The sequence below is a fragment of the Paenibacillus sp. TY11 genome (genome assembly GCF_059772165.1).
In genome coordinates this window covers 455,923-475,000 of record NZ_JCBAIQ010000001.1, presented here as the reverse complement: position 1 = coordinate 475,000, position 19,078 = coordinate 455,923, and the positions used below count along the sequence as shown (strand labels likewise).

Sequence of the window (19,078 nt, the reverse complement as noted above, 5' to 3'; positions counted from 1 at the left end):
ACATCAGCCACTCCGACGATTTTAGCGTATATGTGGATTTGCTCCCCTTTAAGACGTAGCGGATATCCGGTACCGTCCACTTTCTCATGATGCTGAAGAGCTGCCAAACGCACACCTTCGTTAATGGCCTTCACATTTTTAAGCAACTGGTATCCTAGTGATGTATGATGACGTATTTCTTCTTGTTCTTCCCACGTTAGTTTGGACGGCTTGTACAGAATGGCCGGGTCCATTTTAGCGTTCCCTATATCATGAAGTAATCCGGCGAAAGCCACCTGCATCCAGTCCTTTTGAGGCAACCCAATCCATTGCGCAATGGAGTAGGAAGTAAGGGAAGTTAGCACGGCATTGTGAAAAATATAGTCAACTTCGATCATAGCAGGCGGAGTATATGTCATTACATTATAGCGGTGAATGTGCGCCAGTAAGGACTCCAATTGTCCCCGCAGTTCATATATAGATAAATTAGAGACGAGTACCGATTGAAATGCATTCTTCACGAGCATTACCATTTTGTCATACTCATCCTGAAATTGTGCAGATTCATCCCGCTCATCTAACGATGGTTCTTGCGATTCAGCTGTTCCAGATCGAGCAGTGGTAGACTCGCTACTGGATTTTGCAAGATCATCCGTCCCTACCTCTACTTGCTGGATCAGGAACGCCTGTAAAATCTCCAAGTCACGCGGTAGCAGAATGCGCCCTTTCGGTAGCAGCAAACTGCCCATTTCTGTAAATACGTCGCTTTGCAATCTAAGTCCTGCTTTTAAATCGGATACGGGTACAGTTGTCATGGTCAACCTCTCTGTTCTCACAACAGCTGCTCCAGCTGCCAGTTATGATGTCATTATATTACTTGGAAATGATCCTGTACATTCATTTTATGCCATTTAAAGCATACTTGTCTGAATTCGTCAGCCCGAAAAAGAAAAAAGACTCCCCGACAAATAGTCAGAGAGTCTCCTCCATCTAAAATTTATTAACTCCTGTTGTTTCCATGTTCGGGGTCTTATTCGTCCTCAGAAGATTCTGGATCGTTGCCTTCCGCACCCTCTGTATTCGTTTCGAGAGTTGGTTCAGCAGATGACGTAGAACCCTCGCCAGCTTCCCCATCCTCTAATAGCTCTTCAAGCAGTTCATCCTGCTCCTCATTCTTATTCGCTCGACAAACAGTTGCAACTGAATCATCATCGCGGATATTAATCAGCCTTACCCCTTGTGTATTCCGACCCATCGTGGAGATTTCCCCCATGCTAGTCCGAATCAAGGTGCCACTAGCTGTAATGATCATCAGATCCTCTTCGGTTTTTACAACCTTGAGGCCGACAACCGGACCATTTTTATCCGTAACGTTAATCGTCTTGATCCCCTTACCTCCACGGCTTTGGATACGATAATCCACAACAGGGGTACGTTTGCCATAACCTTTGGCCGTTACAATCAGGATATCCAGGTTGGTATCCACGATATCCATACCAATTACAGCATCGCTCTCATCAAGACTAATCCCTTTAACCCCTGTAGCGCTACGGCCCATAGACCGTACATCACTCTCAGGGAAACGGATAGACATGCCTTGTGCCGTACCAATAATCATTTCCTGCTGTCCGTCAGTCAGCTTCACTTCGATCAGGGCATCATCTTCACGCAAGTTAATGGCAATCAAGCCACCTTTGCGGATATTTGCATAGTCATCAAGTGGTGTCTTCTTTATGATTCCATGCTGGGTCGCAAAGAATAGATAGCTATCTGCCACAAATTCCTCGATTGGAATTACCGCATTGATCGACTCACCCTGTTCAATCTGAATCAGGTTAATAATCGGTGTCCCCCGAGCTGTCCGACTTAGATCAGGAATCTCATAGGCCTTAATCCGATATACCTTACCCTTGTCGGTAAAGAATAACAAATGATGATGTGAATTCGTAATGAACAGATGCTCTACGAAATCCTCATCCTTGGTATCCATACCCACTACACCACGACCACCGCGTTTTTGACTGCGATAGGTAGTAACAGGAAGACGTTTGATATATCCCGTATGGGTTACAGTAATAATAACATCTTCACGCGGAATGAGATCCTCATCCAGAATACTCTCTTCACCCACTGTAATTTCAGTGCGACGTTCATCAGCGAAACGTCCTTTAAGTTCATTCAGCTCTTCGCTAATGATGTTGAGTACCAGATGCTCGTTCGCCAAAATCTCACGGTATTCCGCAATCTTTTGTATTAGCTCGTTATATTCGTTCTCGATCTTCTCACGTTCCAAACCGGTTAAGCGTTGCAGACGCATATCGAGAATAGCCTGAGACTGCTCAAGAGTGAGCGAGAAACGCTCAATCAGTCCTTCACGAGCTGCTTCTGCAGTTTGTGAAGAACGAATCAAGGCAATAACTTCGTCCAGATGGTCAAGAGCAATACGCAAGCCTTCCAGAATGTGTGCTCTAGCTTCGGCTTTTTTCAGGTCGAATTCTGTACGACGACGAATAACTTCAACCTGATGTTTGAGATAATGATACAAGACATCTTTCAGGTTCAAAATCTTCGGCTCGTTGTTTACAATGGCAAGCATATTAATACCGAAATTCGACTGCATGGCCGTATGTTTAAACAAATTATTCAGAACGACGTTCGGGTTCACGTCCCTACGCAACTCGATAACGACACGCATACCCGTGCGGTCCGATTCATCCCGAAGATCCGTAATGCCCTCAATACGTTTGTCACGTACTAATTCAGCAATTTTCTCGACCAGACGAGCCTTATTTACTTGGTAAGGCAGCTCATGCACGATAATCCGTGCTTTATTGCCAATCTCTTCTATGGTGGTCTTCGCACGCATGGTCACAGATCCGCGGCCAGTCTGGTACGCCTGACGAATGCCAGAGCGCCCTAAGATATAACCTGCTGTCGGGAAATCGGGCCCTTGAATATAATCCATAAGTTCCATCGGCGTAATGTCAGGGTTTTCGATCAATGCTTGTACACCATCGATAACCTCTCCCAAGTTATGCGGAGGAATATTGGTAGCCATCCCGACTGCAATCCCGCCGACGCCATTCACCAGCAAGTTAGGATAACGTGCAGGTAATACGACGGGCTCGTTCTCTTCACCATCGTAGTTCGGCATAAAATCAACGGTCTCTTTGTTCAAATCACGGAGCATTTCCATGGCAATCTTGGATAACCGCGCTTCGGTGTAACGCATCGCAGCCGCCATATCTCCATCCACGGAGCCAAAGTTACCGTGTCCATCCACCAACATATAACGCAAGGAAAAATCCTGCGCCATCCGCACCATCGTATCATATACAGCCGTATCACCATGAGGATGATATTTACCGATAACTTCGCCGACGATTCTTGCCGATTTTTTGTAAGGCTTATCTGGCGACATGCCTAGCTCGGACATCGCGTACAAAATACGACGGTGTACCGGCTTCAGTCCGTCCCGCACATCAGGCAAGGCACGGCTAACAATAATACTCATGGCATAATCCATAAAGGATTCGCGCATTTCCACTCCGATATCCCTATTGATGATTTGCGAGTTATTTTGATCCGCCATGCTGGTCCTCCTTCTTATCCTTCAATACAATGCTCTCTATGTGAAAAGCCTAACAAGATACTGCCTATACACTCCGCTCTCTGCGCAGGATTTTGGCTGAAATCCTCATCTGTATAATTATATTACTTTCACAAAAAGAGCACAATTAAACGCATCTGTCCTCTTTACAGCGTAAATCCCTCGTCATTCTCTTTCTGCCTGTAGCAGATCGCTACTCTCTTGTACAACTCACAAGCCCTGATTATAACAAATTCCCTAGAGCTGGGGATTAGCCCCCACCCTAAGGGCCTTTTCCACATACAATACGTATACGGTCAGGGTTCACTTAGCAAAATTCCGAAAAACGCCGTATTTCTCTATTATATCATTGTTTTACGCGCTTGTCCTTTAGTTTCCCTTGTTTTGTCAAAGTGTTGTGAATTCCAAGCACATGACTCATATTTCGAAAAGAAAGGGATGAGAATACTTGTCTATTCAGCGAGTATCCAGTAAGTGGACCAAAACAAATGCCATTCTCCCCAATCCGACATTGGCCGCTTATGTACCGGAAACACGTTTGTACACGTTTGAGCACTTGAACGAAATGTTGACGGTGTATGGGACTGTCTATATTAAGCCAGATAACGGTACTTATGGAAAAGGGGTTATGCGTGCAGAAAGGCTCACGGAGCCGCTTCCGCCGACAGAAGAAGGAATCATCGGAGAGAGGACTTGGTATGTGCTTCGTTATGAAGTAGATACCCTCACCTTCGAAAATCTAGAAGAGCTGCATAGGGTGGTTTCTTCCCGCATACGAAAACGTCCATATCTGATCCAACGCGGGATTCCCCTTCTTCAGCATGAGGCACGCCCCTTCGATCTGAGAGTATTAACCCAGATGAACTTGAGACACCAATGGGAAACAACGCTTATTGTAGGACGCGTAGCTGCTCCTGACAAAGTCGTCACCAATCATCACAGCGGTGGGACAACGCGCTTTTTCAATGAGCTGGTCGCTCCATACATGGATGTAAAGGAAGCTGTACGACTGGAGCAAAAATTATCGAAAATGGGTGAACGGGTAGCCTGGCAGTTGCAAAAAAGATACCCACGTTTAAGGGAAATTGGATTAGATGTGGGACTGGATCAGCAAAACTATCCGTGGATTCTGGAGGTTAATACGAGGCCAGCAATCAAGGTGTTCTCCTCCCTTCCAAACAAAAGCCTCTATCATAAAATATTCAGATATGCAGTAGGCTACGGCCGGTACTCTTCATCTACGGGTAAACCCGTACGCTCTAAGAAAAAAGCCTAAAACACTGAGATTAAATATTCAAATACACCCGGGCTGGTTAATGACAAGAAAAGGGACGCCCATTTGGGCGCCCCTTGTGAACTCTTACAAAATACTACCTAATGAGCACGTAATACAGCCACTAGGAAGGAACATCACACATTAAAAATCAAGATTTTTCACATACTTAGCATGTTCCTGGATAAAGTCACGACGAGGTTCTACATTATCACCCATCAAGGTATTGAACAGTGTATCAGCCAGCATCGCGTCACTGACAGTTACCTGAAGCATAGTACGGCTCTCAGGGTCCATTGTGGTTTCCCAAAGTTGGGTCGCGTTCATCTCACCCAAACCTTTATAGCGCTGTACATTGTACTTCGCATTTTCTCCAAATTCCCTGATGATCTCATCACGTTCCGCCTCGGAGTTCGCATAACGTACAACTTTGTTACGCTCTACTTTGAATAGTGGTGGCTGGGCAATATAAATATAGCCTGCATCAATGATTTTACGCATGTACCGATAGAAGAACGTCAGCAACAACGTACGAATATGGGCACCATCGACATCCGCATCTGTCATGATAATGACCTTGTGATAACGGGCTTTGGCGATGTCAAAGTCGTCTCCGATCCCTGTACCCATTGCTGTTACCATCGACCGAATTTCATCACTGGACAAAATGCGGTCCAAGCGTGCCTTTTCAACATTCAGGATTTTACCGCGAATCGGCAAAATAGCTTGAAAGTGACGATCACGCCCCTGCTTGGCCGATCCCCCTGCTGAGTCACCTTCGACGATGTACAGTTCACTAATCGAAGCATCCTTAGAGGAACAATCCGCTAGCTTGCCTGGGAGCGAACTGATTTCCAGCGCACTTTTACGACGTGTAAGCTCACGCGCTTTACGCGCTGCTTCCCGGGCACGTGCTGCTTGTAATGATTTATCAACCACACGGCGGGAAACAGACGGATTTTCCTCCAGGAATTCCTGGAGTTTCTCTGCGAACAGGGATTCGACAATCCCTCGCACCTCGCTGTTACCCAGTTTTGTCTTGGTCTGACCCTCAAACTGTGGTTCTGGAATTTTGACGGAGATAATCGCCGTCAATCCTTCACGCACATCGTCACCGGTCAAGTTGGCATTGTTGTCCTTAATTAAGCCATTTTTGCGTGCATAATCGTTAATAATCCGGGTTAATGCACTCTTGAAACCTGATTCGTGAGTTCCGCCCTCATGGGTGTTGATATTGTTAGCAAAAGAATAAATATTCTCGGTATAGCTGTCGTTATATTGCAATGCAACTTCGACTTGAATCATATCACGCGAGCCTTCGACATAAATCGGCTGTTCATGAAGCGCTTCTCTTTTTTGATTCAAAAACTGCACATATTCACTGATTCCGCCCTCGTAGTGGAATGTATCACTGGCGCCCGTCCGTTCATCGGTCAAGCTGATTGCAATGCCTTTGTTCAGGAAAGCCAACTCACGAATCCGTGTCTGAAGCGTATCATAGTCATATACGGTCGTTTCTGTAAAGATTTGATCGTCCGGATAGAAGGTCGTTTGGGTACCCGTCTCGTCTGTGTCACCGATGACTCTGACATCATACTGCGGAGCACCACGGTGATATTCCTGCTCATACAGATGTCCGTCCCGTTTAACATGAACGATCATTTTGCTGGAGAGAGCGTTCACTACGGATACACCAACCCCGTGCAGACCACCGGATACCTTGTACCCTCCGCCTCCAAATTTACCACCTGCGTGAAGCACGGTCATTACAACTTCCAGCGCCGATTTTTTCATTTTGGCGTGTTCACTTACCGGAATACCTCGACCGTTATCTGTAACGGTAATGCTATTATCTTCGTGAACGACAACTTGAATGCTGTCACAATAACCCGCCAGCGCTTCGTCAATGCTGTTGTCCACAACTTCCCAGACCAGATGATGGAGACCTTTGGCGCTCGTGGAGCCAATATACATCCCGGGACGTTTCCGAACCGCTTCCAGGCCCTCAAGGACCTGAATCTCGCCCGCATCATAAGACGGTTGATTCATAGACATGCCTTTCACCTACTTCTATAAGATTCTATGGTTAAGCATTGGCAACAAACTGGTTTGCCCGCTTTTTGAGTGTTGTTGAGGAGATGGGGGAATAATACACCGTATTCTGAGTCACTACGATGGACTTGGCTTCCTCTTCGCCAATCATCTCGACATGCTTTTGCTGTTGGGCGTGGTTCACGTATTGCTTGGAGATTTTAGAGGATTTTTCAATCGAGATATCGAAAATAGCCACAAGCTCTGACGAGCGGATGATTTTTTCTCCACCCAGATGAATATACATAGCGGTCACTCACTCCTTAGTGTTCCACATGCCCGTCGTGGACGTGATAAATATTGGCACCCTTGAGTCGTTCTGCGTTCAAAGTCTCAATCCCGGTTGCCGTGATAAAGGTCTGTACCTTGCTTTGGAAAGTCTCGATCAGCTGAGTCTGACGATAGGGGTCCAGCTCGGACAAAACATCATCCAGCAGCAGGATAGGATATTCACCAATTTCCTCATGAATTAATTCTATTTCAGCCAGCTTCAAGGACAGGGCCGTCGTCCGCTGCTGCCCCTGAGAACCATACGTATGCACTTCTCTGCCATTAATGGCAAAGGCCAAATCATCACGATGGGGTCCCGCCAAAGTCATGCCACGGCGGATTTCCTGTTCCCTCATTTGGGATAACTTTATCATAAATCGCTCCAATAAGACAGCTTCATCTTCTTCCTCTGGCTCACTGAAGGAGGGAACATAGGTTAATTTTAACTCTTCTGTCCCACCCGCGATCCCTTCATGAATGGCCTGAGCCCACTTTTGTAGCTTTGTTATAAATTGTTTCCGCTTTTTAACAATTTTAACACCATGCTCAACAAGTTGCTCGTTCCATATCTCCAGCATCAGCTGCACCGACGCCATATCTTTACCCCAAGCTTGCTTGAGCAAGTTGTTTCGCTGAACCAGTACTTTCTGGTATTGCTGCAAATGATACAGATATCCTGGCGCAACCTGTCCAATTTCCATGTCAAGAAACCGGCGGCGAACCCCCGGTGTTCCTTTGACGATTTCCAGATCTTCAGGTGCAAACATGACCACATTTAACGAACCGATAAAATCGCTTAGCTTTCGCTGCTCCAGTCCGTTGATCTTTGCTTTTTTGCCTTGTGTGGATAACGAGAGATCCAGCCTGACTTTGCCGTATTTTTTATCCACATCGGCAGCTAGATGAGTGGATGTAGCCCCGAAAGAGATTAACTCCTTATCGCGGGACGTTCGGTGACTTTTGGTTAAAGCCAGTACAAAAATCGCCTCTACCAGATTCGTTTTGCCCTGCGCATTTTGTCCGATCAGCAAATTAACGGGCCCAAATTCATTCAGTTCCAGCTGTTCATAGTTCCGGTACTGCTGCAAAACAATGTTGTTCACAAACACATAGGGTCCCCCTTGTTACTCCGTACCTAAAAGGAGTCCTTGCCATCCAGGCGATCACGCTCCTGCCGTAACTTCGAAACTTCCATTGTCCTCTACTTCTACAGTATCACCCGGGTACAGTTTTCTTCCACGACGTTCTTCCGGTTCACCGTTAACGCGGACTTGTCCCTCCTGCAGCAGAGCTTTAGCCATGCCTCCTGTAGATACACAATCGGCTAACTTTAAAAATTGGTCGAGTTTGATGTACTCGGTCTGTATAGATATCCGTTTCAAGGCTTGTTCATCCTTTCGCTTGTTTTCGGGTGGGTAACACTAAACGTCAGTTAGTTGTGCGATATGGCAGGATGATGTACAGCGCATTGCTGGAATCTGCCGGTTTTAAAATAATTGGACTCATAATGCCAGTAAAAGCAATCGTCAGCTGCTCACTGTCAATCACCTTCAGCACGTCGAGCATATATTTGGAGTTGAACGAGATTTTGAGCGGCTCTCCCTCAAATTTGGACACAGTTACTTCCTCACGCACTTTACCAAGCTCAGAGGAACTGGAGGAAATCTCCAAACCGCCATTTTCCAGCGACTGCATTTTTACAATATTCGTTTTTTCCTCACGGGACAGCAAATAAGCACGGTCAATAGACTCGCTCAAACTTTTTGTATCCACAAGCAGTTCTGTTTTGTAGGAGGTCGGAATAATTCTAGAAGTATCAGGATAGGTGCCGTCCAAGATGCGGGAATAAAATAACACCCGATCCACTTTGAATAATACCTGATTGTCCGCTACGACGATATCCACAAGCATATTTTGATCTGGAATAATTCTGCTCAGCTCATTCAGCGTTTTGCCTGCAATGACAACATTGCTAAAACGCAAGCCTTCAGACGTCTCCAAATGAGCGCTGCGGGTGGCAAGACGGTGACGGTCCGTTGCCACAAACTTCAATTCCCCCTCAGCCAGATTCCACAATACGCCAGTCAAAATCGGTGTCGTTTCGTGGGTGGAAATGGAGAACACCGTCTGTTTAATCATATTTTTAAGTAAATCACCTGGCACAGAGATCACTTGATTTTCTTCAATGTTGGGAAGGACCGGGAATTCTTCAGGATCCAAGCCAACGATCTGAATTTCGGTTGCACCGGACGAGATAAAGGTTTGGAATTGGTCTTTTACCTCCATACGGATCTCCTGAGACGGCAACTTTTTGATAATTTCGACAAAGAATTTGGCTGGGAGAACAACACTACCGGGTTGTTCGACCTGAACGACAGTTTGGTCACCATCCTCCATCGGAATAAAGGATTGAATGGAGATGTCTGTATCGCTGGCGGTCAGCGTTACTCCCTGGTGATTCACATCTAGCTTAATACCACTCAGAATTGGAATCGTAGTCCGACTTGATATCGCTTTGGATACATGTTGTATAGCCTCGTTCAAAACGTTTTTCAGAATGCTGATCTTCATAAGTTCCTCCTACGGGTTTTAATCCTTCAAGCACGCGTTGACGCGGGCCTTATTTAGGTGATGTATATCTTTAAAATATATTAGTAATAGTAATAGGCGCACTGAATATGTGGATAAGTCACTGTAACCCTAATAAAATCAAGCCTATCCACATGTGTATAAATTGTGTATAGGCTCTGAACTTGTTCAGGTTGGATTTTTGATTTTTTCTATTAGGTTGTTGATAACTTTAAACAGATCCTGATCCACTTGAATGGATTTGGAGATTTTTTCGTGCGCATGAATGACAGTCGTATGATCACGCCCACCGAAAGCTTCACCGATTTTCGGCAAAGAATAGTCGGTTAGCTCACGAGACAGATACATGGCAATTTGTCGTGGAAAAGCTACAGCCTTCGTCCGCTTACGTGCTTTAAAATCCTCCAGCCGTAAATTGTAAAATTCCCCGACTTGATGCTGTATATCCTGAATCGTGATCATTTTTGGACGGCTGGACGGGATGATGTCCTTCAACGCTTCAGCCGCAAGATGACTTGTTACATCCTGATTTGTTAAGGAAGAATAGGCGACAACACGTATTAGCGCCCCTTCCAGCTCACGGATGTTCGTATCAATTTGATTAGCGATATACATCATGGCCTCATTGGGAATATCCAGGTTTTCCGCCCGCGCCTTTTTCCGAAGAATAGCAATTCTCGTCTCCAGATCCGGCGGTTGAATATCCGTAATGAGTCCCCACTCGAAGCGAGAGCGCAGCCGTTCTTCCAGCGTTGGAATTTCTTTAGGTGGCCGATCGCTTGATATTATAATCTGCTTGCGCTCCTCATGAAGCGCGTTGAACGTGTGGAAAAATTCCTCCTGCGTCGATTCCTTGCCCGCAATGAATTGAATATCATCAATGAGCAAAATATCAATGTTGCGATATTTATTCCGGAAGCTTTCCCCGCGGTTGTCCCGGATGGCATTAATGAATTCGTTCGTAAACTTCTCCGACGATAAATAAACGACCTTGCTGGTCGGATTGTGCTCCAAGATATAGTGTCCGATGGCGTGCATCAGATGCGTTTTCCCCAGACCTACACCGCCGTATAGAAACAGCGGATTGTAAGCTTTGGCCGGCGCCTCGGCGACGGCCAGCGATGCCGCATGGGCAAAACGGTTCCCCGATCCGATGACGAATGTATCGAAGGTATATTTGGGATTCAGCATATGGGACACAGCTTCTTCATGAACGACCGGCTGCTGCTGAGGTTGTTGCTGAAGGTCGACCTCGGCGGGCTTGCTCTCTTCAATGACGAACTTGACCTCCAGTTGTTTGCCCAAAATCTCATAAACCGTTGCCCCGACTAGCTTGGTATAGCGGCTTTCAAGCCATTCCACGGCAAAAGTTGTCGGTGCGGAAATCACAATGGAGTGGTCATTTAGTTTCGCTGCCTTGGTAGCCTTAAACCAAGTGTCGTAACTCGGCTTACTCAGCTTGGTTTGTATGATGGATAGAATTTGCTGCCATAGTTCAGAGGTATGGCTGTCCACAGACGTCACTCCTTTTAAATCCTGACATTTTACCGAATTAAGCTGCAGAGAGCTGCTCTCGGCGCTTCGGCAAAACGCCTAAAATCCCAAAAATGTTGTTGAAGGCCATAAAAAGACATACCGCCGCCTAAATGATGCGGCAGTCTGGTGAGAGAACGCAGCACAAAATGACCCTGAAAAATAGCTAATGGAAAATTCCGCTGCTGACCAGCAGAAGAAAGGCGAAATTTCTCAGGAGGGAATGTGCGGCACGATCCGTTCTCTTAATCCCGCAGGCCAAAACGGGACTGCAATATGTCGAAATCAAATGAAAAATGTAGAATATATCCCCAGAATCCCGAATCCGCACAAAAATAAAAAGATGGATAAATTGAACTTGTTCACAACTTTATCCACAGGGTGTTGATAATATGGAGGGTAAAACAACATATTCACATTCAAAAGTAATATCATCATAGCAAAAGAAGCCTTGTATTTCAATGACTGGTGGTTATTTATCCACAAATTCAATCTGTTGTGTACAATTTTTATTCACAACACAAGATATTGTTTATAATTTGTTCAGTTTTCGACAATAACTCTTTTTTACTCTAAAATGTTATGCACAGGTTATGACCATTTAAATCACAATTCAGTTCTTTTTGTGGATCTGTGCATAACAGCCGTTGCCTTTTGGTCACAGGGGCTTGTTTTTCTGCTGAAAATTTCCGGTAACGTTTCCGACATTATTTTTAAACGACCCTGATGACGGCGATCTGAAAACAGGATAGATTCAAGTCATAGAATGAATAAATATAAAAAGAGCAGTTTTTGGAGGAGTGGAAACTAAAATAGAATGCTGATGATGGAGGAGAGGCGAAAAAAATTATGAAAAAAGGGCATAAAGAGTGAAGTGAGTGAGCGGGTAAGAGGGGGAAGCTTCCTGAATGTGAAAAAGAGGGAGAGGATTCACAAGTACATTGACTTTGAGCGTTATTTGTGGTTAAATGTACAAAGGTGTTTTTTGTGGAGATTGCTATGTTAGGTATATTCCATATAAAACGTATTCCTTGTAAGGAGGTGCAGCACAATGAGACCGACTTTCAGACCGAATGTCAGCAAACGTAAAAAAGTTCACGGCTTCCGTAAAAGAATGAGCACGAAGAATGGCCGTAAAGTTTTGGCAGCTCGTCGCCAAAAAGGTAGAAAAGTATTGAGTGCGTAATGCGTGCATAAAGACCACTACGGTGGTCTTTTTTTTCATAATTGAGGTATTCATGGATCGGATCGCTTTTTCTACTGCTATAGAAATGTAGTGAAAGAAGAGGGAGAAGTCCCGTATCCTGCTCTATATTAGATGAAGCTTTTGAAAACGGATATAAAATAAGCGAGATTACCATGTTGGAATGTTGTCCATACTTCTTACTATATAAGAGGTGTGGGTTAGCTTACCGATGTGTGTAAAAGAGATGAGCAAGGAGAAGCGCCGTGCAAAAAAAATTGCGTCTACGAAACCGGGCGGACTTTGGGCGCGTATACCGCCATGGCAAATCATTTGCCAACCATCAGTTTGTGGTGTATTGGTTCCGCCGCAGAGAGGTAGAGCAGTTCCGCGTCGGAATTTCGGCCAGCAAGAAGATCGGCAACGCAGTTGTCCGCAACCGGATGCGCAGAATCGTTAAGGAAATTGTGCGCCATCATGAGCATGAATTGGTGGAGCAGATTGACCTGATCTTTATCGTTCGTAAGGGTGCGGTTACAATGTCGTATCAAGAGCTGGAGAAAAGCGTGCTGCACGTTCTGCGCAAAGCCTCGCTGCTCAAGTCTTCACGCCGATAGTCAGTATCTTTGTCCTACAGGATATGGTATGATTTACGTTGGAATGGATTGGTTAAGAAAGGGGTTATGAAGTGTCGCGTTTGAAGACTCAACGGGGAAAATGGTTCCTCCTGATTGCCTTATTGGCACTTGTTGCTGTGCTGTCCGGATGTGCCCAGACGGCCCACAATTCTTACACGACGGCAGACTTGGCCAATGGATCAGTTTGGCAAAGATATGTCGTTTACTGGTTTTCGTATGCGCTGGATACATTTGCCCAATGGTTCTCTGGAGAGTATGGCCTGGCCGTACTGATTCTGGTGATTATCGTGCGAACCATTATTTTGCCGCTTACACTCAAGCAAGTACGCAGTTCCAAAGCTATGCAGGCCATTCAGCCACAATTAAAAGAAATACAAGCGAAATACAAGGATACGCCTGAAAAAGTCCAGCAAGAGACGATGAAGTTGTTCCAGGAAAACAAGGTCAACCCTATGGCTGGCTGTCTTCCTTTGCTTGTACAGATGCCGATTTTTATCGCGCTTTATAATGCGATTTACTATAACTCGGCATTGCGGGATCATGACTTCTTGTGGCTCCAGTTAGGTAAACCGGATCACTTCTTTATCCTGCCGATTTTGGCAGCGATCACGACATTTATCCAAACCTGGATGATGATGAAAATGAATCCGACGCCGCAGCAGGGACCGATGCAATTTTTGCTGTACGTCTATCCGGTGCTGATTCTGTTCATGTCGTACAACTTCCCATCCGCTTTGCCGTTATACTGGTTCTACAGTAATATTTACACGATCATTCAAAACTATTTCCTTTATCGGAATAAGGATAAAGAAGCAGCACTGGCAAATGTGAAAACAGCCAGTCTCACGAAAACAGGTTCCTCCAATAGCAATAACAAGAAAAAAGGTGGCAGAAACTCGAAGGGGGCTAAAAAGTCGAGATGACCAAAGTCGTGACATCAGGAAAAACCGTTGAAGATGCTGTAAGACAAGGACTCTCCCAGCTGGGAGTAAGCCGTGAACGGGTAACCGTAAACGTGTTGGAACAGCCGTCAAAAGGATTCCTGGGGTGGCTCGGGGTCAAGAAGGCGAAGGTGGAGCTTACGCTGCTCTCTGAGCCGTCTCCCGAAACCACACACGCGGCTGAACTTCATGTATCGGCTCAAGCGCCTTCTAGCGTGGGACAGGCTTTATCAGGAACTGAGCCTGTTGCGCAGGAAGCACAGATGAACATGGAAGCACCCACGGGACTTGTAGATCCTTATGAAGAGGCGGTCCGTTTCATCCGTGAAACAGCAGCAGGAATGGGACTGGATGTTGAAGTCGATGTCCGCCACCGCAAGGATGAAAGTACACTGGATATTTCCGGTCCGTCGCTCGGTATGCTGATCGGCCGCAGAGGACAGACATTGGATGCATTGCAGTACCTGACGAATATCGTTGCCAACCGTCATTCAGACAAATTCATCCGAATTGTGCTGGATGCCGAGCAATTTCGTGCACGTCGGCAAAAAACGCTGGAGGATTTGGCGGATCGGCTGGCGAACCAGGCTATTCGTTATGGCAAGGAAGTGGTACTGGAGCCAATGCCGTCACAGGAGCGGAAGCTGATTCACGCCAAGCTCCAACAGCATGCGCTGGTTAGAACATACAGCAAGGGGGACGAGCCGAATCGGCGCGTCGTCATTGCCAAAAAATAATCCGACGCAATGGCTCTCTGCAAGATGCAGAAGCCATTGCTTTTTTTCTTATATTTCTCGCTGAAACGGGTGCCGTCCTTGATCAAGGACGGCAATGCCGTTTCTACTTGATTAGGAGGTTGAAACTATATGCTGAGCGATACCATAGCTGCCATTGCAACGGCTGTCGGCGAAGGCGGCATTGCGGTTGTACGGGTCAGTGGTCCCGAAGCGGTCACGGAAGTGGAAGCTTTGTTCCGTAGCAAAACGCCTCTAAGCAAGGCTCCAACTCACACGGTACACTATGGACATATTATAGATCCTCCAAGCCAGGAAAAGGTGGAGGAAGTTTTAGTTACAGTGATGCGGGCGCCACGCTCTTTTACAACAGAAGATGTCGTAGAAATCAGCACTCATGGCGGGGTGGTAGCCGTCAAACGGGTGATGGATTTACTACTGCTGCAAAATATACGTCTGGCCGAGCCGGGTGAATTTACGAAACGTGCTTTTTTGAATGGTCGTATTGACCTGAGTCAGGCGGAGGGTGTCATCGACTTAATTCGTTCGAAATCGGATAAAGCTTTTTCGGTAGCTTTGAAGCAGGTGGATGGACAGCTGTCCCAGAATATTCGTCGTTTGCGTCATGTTTTGGTGGAGACACTTGCTCATATCGAAGTGAACATTGATTATCCTGAGCATGATGTGGAATCTTTTACGTCTGAGTTAATCAAGGATAAAAGCAGTCAGGTCATGGCGGAAATTGATCGGCTGCTGCATACGGCGGAGCAGGGAAAAATTTTGCGTGAAGGGCTGACCACTGCGATTGTCGGAAGGCCGAATGTGGGCAAATCGTCACTGCTGAACACATTGGCTCAGGGCGAACGGGCGATTGTGACCGATATTCCGGGCACGACCCGTGACGTTATTGAGGAATATGTAACCATTAATAGTATTCCGCTTAAGCTGCTGGATACAGCTGGGATTCGTGAAACGATGGACGTAGTGGAACGGATCGGAGTAGAACGTTCGAGAACGGCGGTTAGTGAAGCGGATCTGCTACTCATCGTTATTAACGCCAATGAACCACTGCATGAGGATGAAATGGCATTAATGGAACAAATCCGCGGTAGACAAGCGATTGTCATTATGAATAAAATGGACTTACCGGCCCAAGTAGACCGGGATTTGTTGCTGCGCTATGTTCCTGAGGAGCTCATCGTACCGATGTCTGTGAAGGAAAATGAGGGAGCAGACCGACTGGAGCAGGCTATATCAAATTTATTCTTTAGCGGCAAGCTGGAATCAGCGGATATGACATATGTCAGCAACGTACGGCATATTGCTTTGCTGAAGAAGGCGCGCCAATCGCTGGTAGATGCCTATGAAGCCGCTGATCAATTTGTTCCGATCGACATGATTCAGATTGATGTAAGGCTGGCATGGGAACATTTGGGCGAGATTGTAGGCGATACTGCGCATGATGCGTTAATAGATCAAATATTTTCACAATTTTGTCTGGGTAAATAGGGACATTGCAGCATGGCTGATATAAGCCAGCTATCGTTATAGATATACAAGAACATATTCGGCGTGAAGACCGGAATGTATAAGGAGGTAAGAGAGATATGGGATATCAAGGAGGCGACTATGACGTAATTGTCGTAGGCGCAGGCCATGCAGGCGTAGAATCGGCTTTGGCAGCAGCACGGATGGGCTGTCGTACGTTGATGATCACAATTAACCTGGATATGGTCGCGTTCATGCCCTGCAACCCGTCTATTGGCGGTCCTGCAAAAGGTCATGTGGTACGAGAAATTGATGCATTGGGCGGCGAAATGGGTCGGAATATCGACAAGACATTTATCCAAATGAGAATGTTAAATACTGGTAAAGGTCCTGCGGTTCATGCATTGCGTGCACAAGCTGACAAGTTCTCTTATCAGCATGCGATGAAGGAAACGATGGAGAAGGAACCGAATCTGACCTTACGCCAAGGTATGGTTGAAGAGCTGATTATGGAAGACGGTCATTGCGTGGGTGTGATTACGAAGACGGGCACAGAGTATCGAAGTAAAGCGGTTGTCCTGACTACTGGCACCTATTTGCGCGGAAAAATCATTATGGGTGAGCTGATGTATGAGAGTGGTCCGAACAATCAGCAGCCTTCGTTGAGACTGTCTGAGCATTTGAGAGAGCTGGGTTTTGATCTGGTTCGATTTAAGACAGGGACTCCGCCGCGTGTGCATAAGGACACGATTGATTTTAGCAAAACGGAAATACAGCCGGGTGATGATCAACCGAAGTTTTTCTCCTATGAAACGAAGTCTTCAGATAATGAGCAGCTTCCTTGCTGGCTGACGTATACTTCAGTAGAAACGCATCAGATTATTAATGATAATTTGCACCGTGCGCCGATGTTCTCCGGTCTGATTGAAGGAACGGGACCACGTTATTGCCCATCTATTGAAGATAAAGTGGTGCGTTTCAGTGATAAGCCGAAGCACCAAATCTTTTTGGAGCCTGAGGGTAAAAATACATCTGAATACTATGTTCAGGGGTTGTCGACCAGCTTGCCAGAGGATGTGCAATTAGCTGTACTGCGTTCGATTCCAGGGATGGAAAAGGTAGAGATGATGCGTAACGGTTACGCTATTGAATATGATGCAATGGTACCTACACAATTGTGGCCTACTTTGGAAACGAAGAAAGTTCCTGGCTTGTTCACAGCAGGTCAGATTAACGGTACCTCCGGTTACGAAGAAGCTGCGGGTCAAGGGATTATGGCAGGGATTAACGCAGCTCGCAAGGTACAGGGCAAAGAGCCCGTCGTACTGGACCGTTCTCAAGGCTACATCGGGGTTCTGATCGACGATCTGGTTACGAAGGGGACGAATGAGCCTTATCGCTTGCTGACGTCTCGTGCAGAATATCGTCTGTTGTTGCGTCATGATAACGCGGATCTGCGATTGACTCCGATCGGGCATGATATTGGCCTAATTACGGATGAACGATACGAGCGCTTTTTGGATAAAAAGCAAAAGGTAGAGCAAGAAATTGAACGTTTGCGCTTGGCGAAGGTTCGTCCGGTTGATGTAAATGAGATGCTGGAACAAGGCGGATCTGCACCGATACAGGATGGTAGTAATTTGTTAACGGTGCTGCGTCGACCAGAGATCGGTTATGCGCAAGTAGCACAAATATCACCTTCACCTATAGCTCTTACTGAGGAAGAGCAGGAGCAGGTGGAAATCCAAATTAAGTATGCGGGCTACATCGAAAAGCAATTGATGCATGTAGAGCGTCTGCAAAAGATGGAGAAGAAGAAGCTCCCAGAGGATATTGTATACAATGAAGTTCAAGGATTGGCCATTGAAGCAAAGCAGAAACTTGAAAAGATCCGTCCGATGTCGATTGGTCAAGCATCCCGTATTTCGGGTGTAACTCCTGCGGATATTTCCATTTTGCTGGTTTATCTGGAGCATTATAACCGCGTGACGGCAGCAAGGGGATCATAATGGACACGATACAACAGCAATTTAAGCAGCGACTGGCAGAGCATAGCATTGTGATTAATGACAGTCAGTTAGAGCAGTTTGAAACGTATTACCGTGTGCTGGTTGAGTGGAATGAAAAAATGAACCTGACGGGTATTACTGAGCGTGATGCAGTGTACACCAAGCATTTCTACGATTCTCTTTCCCTAGCCTTTTATGTTCCGTTAAATGATGTGGGAAGCCTGGCTGACATTGGGTCAGGTGCAGGTTTCCCAGGTATTCCTTTGAAAATATGCTTTCCGCAGATTCAGTTGACTATTGTGGATTCGTTGAACAAACGCATACAATTTTTAGCTCATGTGGTAGAGCAGTTGGGTTTGGAAAATGTTGAACTGATTCACAGCAGGGCAGAGGAATTGGGACGTAAAACAGGACACCGTGATAGTTATGATCTGGTTACAGCCAGAGCCGTTGCCCGTCTTGCGGTACTGAATGAATTTTGTTTGCCGTTCGTTCGTGAAGGGGGCCACTTTGCCGCGATGAAGGGCAGTGATCCTACGGAAGAAATCAAGGAAGCTTCCTACAGCTTGAAAGAGCTAAAGGGAAAAATCAAACATGTTCAGGCCTTCCAACTACCTGTTGAAGATGCAGCCAGACATATGATTATTATTGAAAAAAGAGCGGCTACACCACGGAAATATCCGCGCAAGCCTGGTACACCTTTGAGGGCGCCGTTAGTGTAAATGTTTGAAAGAAAGTGA

The 19,078-nt window shown here is 46.0% G+C and carries 16 protein-coding genes (1 of these 16 cut by a window edge); 8 read left to right on the top strand and 8 right to left on the bottom strand.

The genetic code is table 11. From position 1 onward, the window contains the following. Nucleotides 1–794 carry the 5' portion of an HD-GYP domain-containing protein gene (locus tag AC6EJC_RS02085; protein WP_444952517.1) on the bottom strand. The gene continues 295 nt to the left of window position 1, outside the view, so only the first 794 of its 1,089 coding nucleotides appear in the window; its start codon is at nt 792–794; its stop codon lies off the left edge, out of view. 215 nt (nt 795–1,009) lie between these two features. Continuing rightward, a complete protein-coding gene (gene gyrA / locus AC6EJC_RS02080; RefSeq protein ID WP_444952503.1) occupies nt 1,010–3,571 on the bottom strand; it encodes a DNA gyrase subunit A in 2,562 nt (853 codons plus the stop codon). A 466-nt stretch (nt 3,572–4,037) separates the two neighbouring features. On the opposite strand from gyrA, the gene AC6EJC_RS02075 reads away from it, so the two are divergent. Further along, nucleotides 4,038–4,865 carry a YheC/YheD family protein gene (locus tag AC6EJC_RS02075; RefSeq protein ID WP_444952502.1) on the top strand — a complete coding sequence of 276 codons (828 nt, stop codon included), beginning with the start codon at nt 4,038–4,040 and terminating at the stop codon, nt 4,863–4,865. Between the two features lie 141 nt (nt 4,866–5,006). Here AC6EJC_RS02075 and gyrB read toward each other — a convergent pair whose 3' ends face one another. The 6 genes from gyrB to dnaA all read right to left on the bottom strand — a co-directional run bounded on the left by gyrB (nt 5,007) and on the right by dnaA (nt 11,327). Further along, nucleotides 5,007–6,917, bottom strand: a complete 1,911-nt coding sequence (gyrB, locus tag AC6EJC_RS02070) for a DNA topoisomerase (ATP-hydrolyzing) subunit B (protein ID WP_061830445.1) — start codon at nt 6,915–6,917, stop codon at nt 5,007–5,009. A gap of 31 nt (nt 6,918–6,948) precedes the next feature. Further along, nucleotides 6,949–7,200, bottom strand: coding sequence for an extracellular matrix regulator RemB (gene remB / locus AC6EJC_RS02065; RefSeq protein WP_007433255.1), 252 nt, complete (start codon nt 7,198–7,200; stop codon nt 6,949–6,951). Nucleotides 7,201–7,216: 16 nt separating this feature from the next. Next, entirely contained in the window at nt 7,217–8,332 is a 1,116-nt protein-coding gene (recF, locus tag AC6EJC_RS02060) for a DNA replication/repair protein RecF (RefSeq protein WP_444952501.1), read from the bottom strand. A gap of 54 nt (nt 8,333–8,386) precedes the next feature. After that, nucleotides 8,387–8,605 (bottom strand): S4 domain-containing protein YaaA, encoded by a 219-nt coding sequence (gene yaaA / locus AC6EJC_RS02055; RefSeq protein WP_007433253.1) that lies wholly within the window; start codon nt 8,603–8,605, stop codon nt 8,387–8,389. A 46-nt stretch (nt 8,606–8,651) separates the two neighbouring features. Beyond that, nucleotides 8,652–9,794 carry a DNA polymerase III subunit beta gene (dnaN, locus tag AC6EJC_RS02050; RefSeq protein ID WP_444952500.1) on the bottom strand — a complete coding sequence of 381 codons (1,143 nt, stop codon included), beginning with the start codon at nt 9,792–9,794 and terminating at the stop codon, nt 8,652–8,654. A 186-nt stretch (nt 9,795–9,980) separates the two neighbouring features. Further along, nucleotides 9,981–11,327, bottom strand: coding sequence for a chromosomal replication initiator protein DnaA (gene dnaA, locus AC6EJC_RS02045; RefSeq protein ID WP_444952499.1), 1,347 nt, complete (start codon nt 11,325–11,327; stop codon nt 9,981–9,983). 1,069 nt (nt 11,328–12,396) lie between these two features. Here dnaA and rpmH point away from each other — a divergent pair. From rpmH to rsmG, 7 genes are all read left to right on the top strand, one after another. Then, entirely contained in the window at nt 12,397–12,531 is a 135-nt protein-coding gene (gene rpmH, locus AC6EJC_RS02040) for a 50S ribosomal protein L34 (protein ID WP_007433250.1), read from the top strand. Nucleotides 12,532–12,794: 263 nt separating this feature from the next. After that, the gene (rnpA, locus tag AC6EJC_RS02035) at nt 12,795–13,145 is read left to right on the top strand and encodes a ribonuclease P protein component (RefSeq protein ID WP_013312817.1); all 351 of its coding nucleotides are present in this window, start codon (nt 12,795–12,797) and stop codon (nt 13,143–13,145) included. Between the two features lie 71 nt (nt 13,146–13,216). Then, the gene (locus tag AC6EJC_RS02030; RefSeq protein WP_444952498.1) at nt 13,217–14,089 is read left to right on the top strand and encodes a YidC/Oxa1 family membrane protein insertase; all 873 of its coding nucleotides are present in this window, start codon (nt 13,217–13,219) and stop codon (nt 14,087–14,089) included. Next, on the top strand, nt 14,086–14,844 hold the full coding sequence (jag, locus tag AC6EJC_RS02025; protein WP_444952497.1) for an RNA-binding cell elongation regulator Jag/EloR: 759 nt from the start codon (nt 14,086–14,088) through the stop codon (nt 14,842–14,844). Before AC6EJC_RS02030 ends, jag begins: the two co-directional genes overlap by 4 nt. A gap of 129 nt (nt 14,845–14,973) precedes the next feature. Next, complete coding sequence (gene mnmE, locus AC6EJC_RS02020; protein WP_444952496.1) at nt 14,974–16,350, top strand: tRNA uridine-5-carboxymethylaminomethyl(34) synthesis GTPase MnmE; 1,377 nt, start codon at nt 14,974–14,976, stop codon at nt 16,348–16,350. A 98-nt stretch (nt 16,351–16,448) separates the two neighbouring features. Further along, a complete protein-coding gene (mnmG, locus tag AC6EJC_RS02015) occupies nt 16,449–18,338 on the top strand; it encodes a tRNA uridine-5-carboxymethylaminomethyl(34) synthesis enzyme MnmG (RefSeq protein WP_444952495.1) in 1,890 nt (629 codons plus the stop codon). Beyond that, nucleotides 18,338–19,060: a 16S rRNA (guanine(527)-N(7))-methyltransferase RsmG gene (rsmG, locus tag AC6EJC_RS02010; RefSeq protein WP_444952494.1), complete on the top strand. Its 723-nt coding sequence runs from the start codon at nt 18,338–18,340 to the stop codon at nt 19,058–19,060. Before mnmG ends, rsmG begins: the two co-directional genes overlap by 1 nt. Nucleotides 19,061–19,078 lie beyond the last annotated feature (18 nt).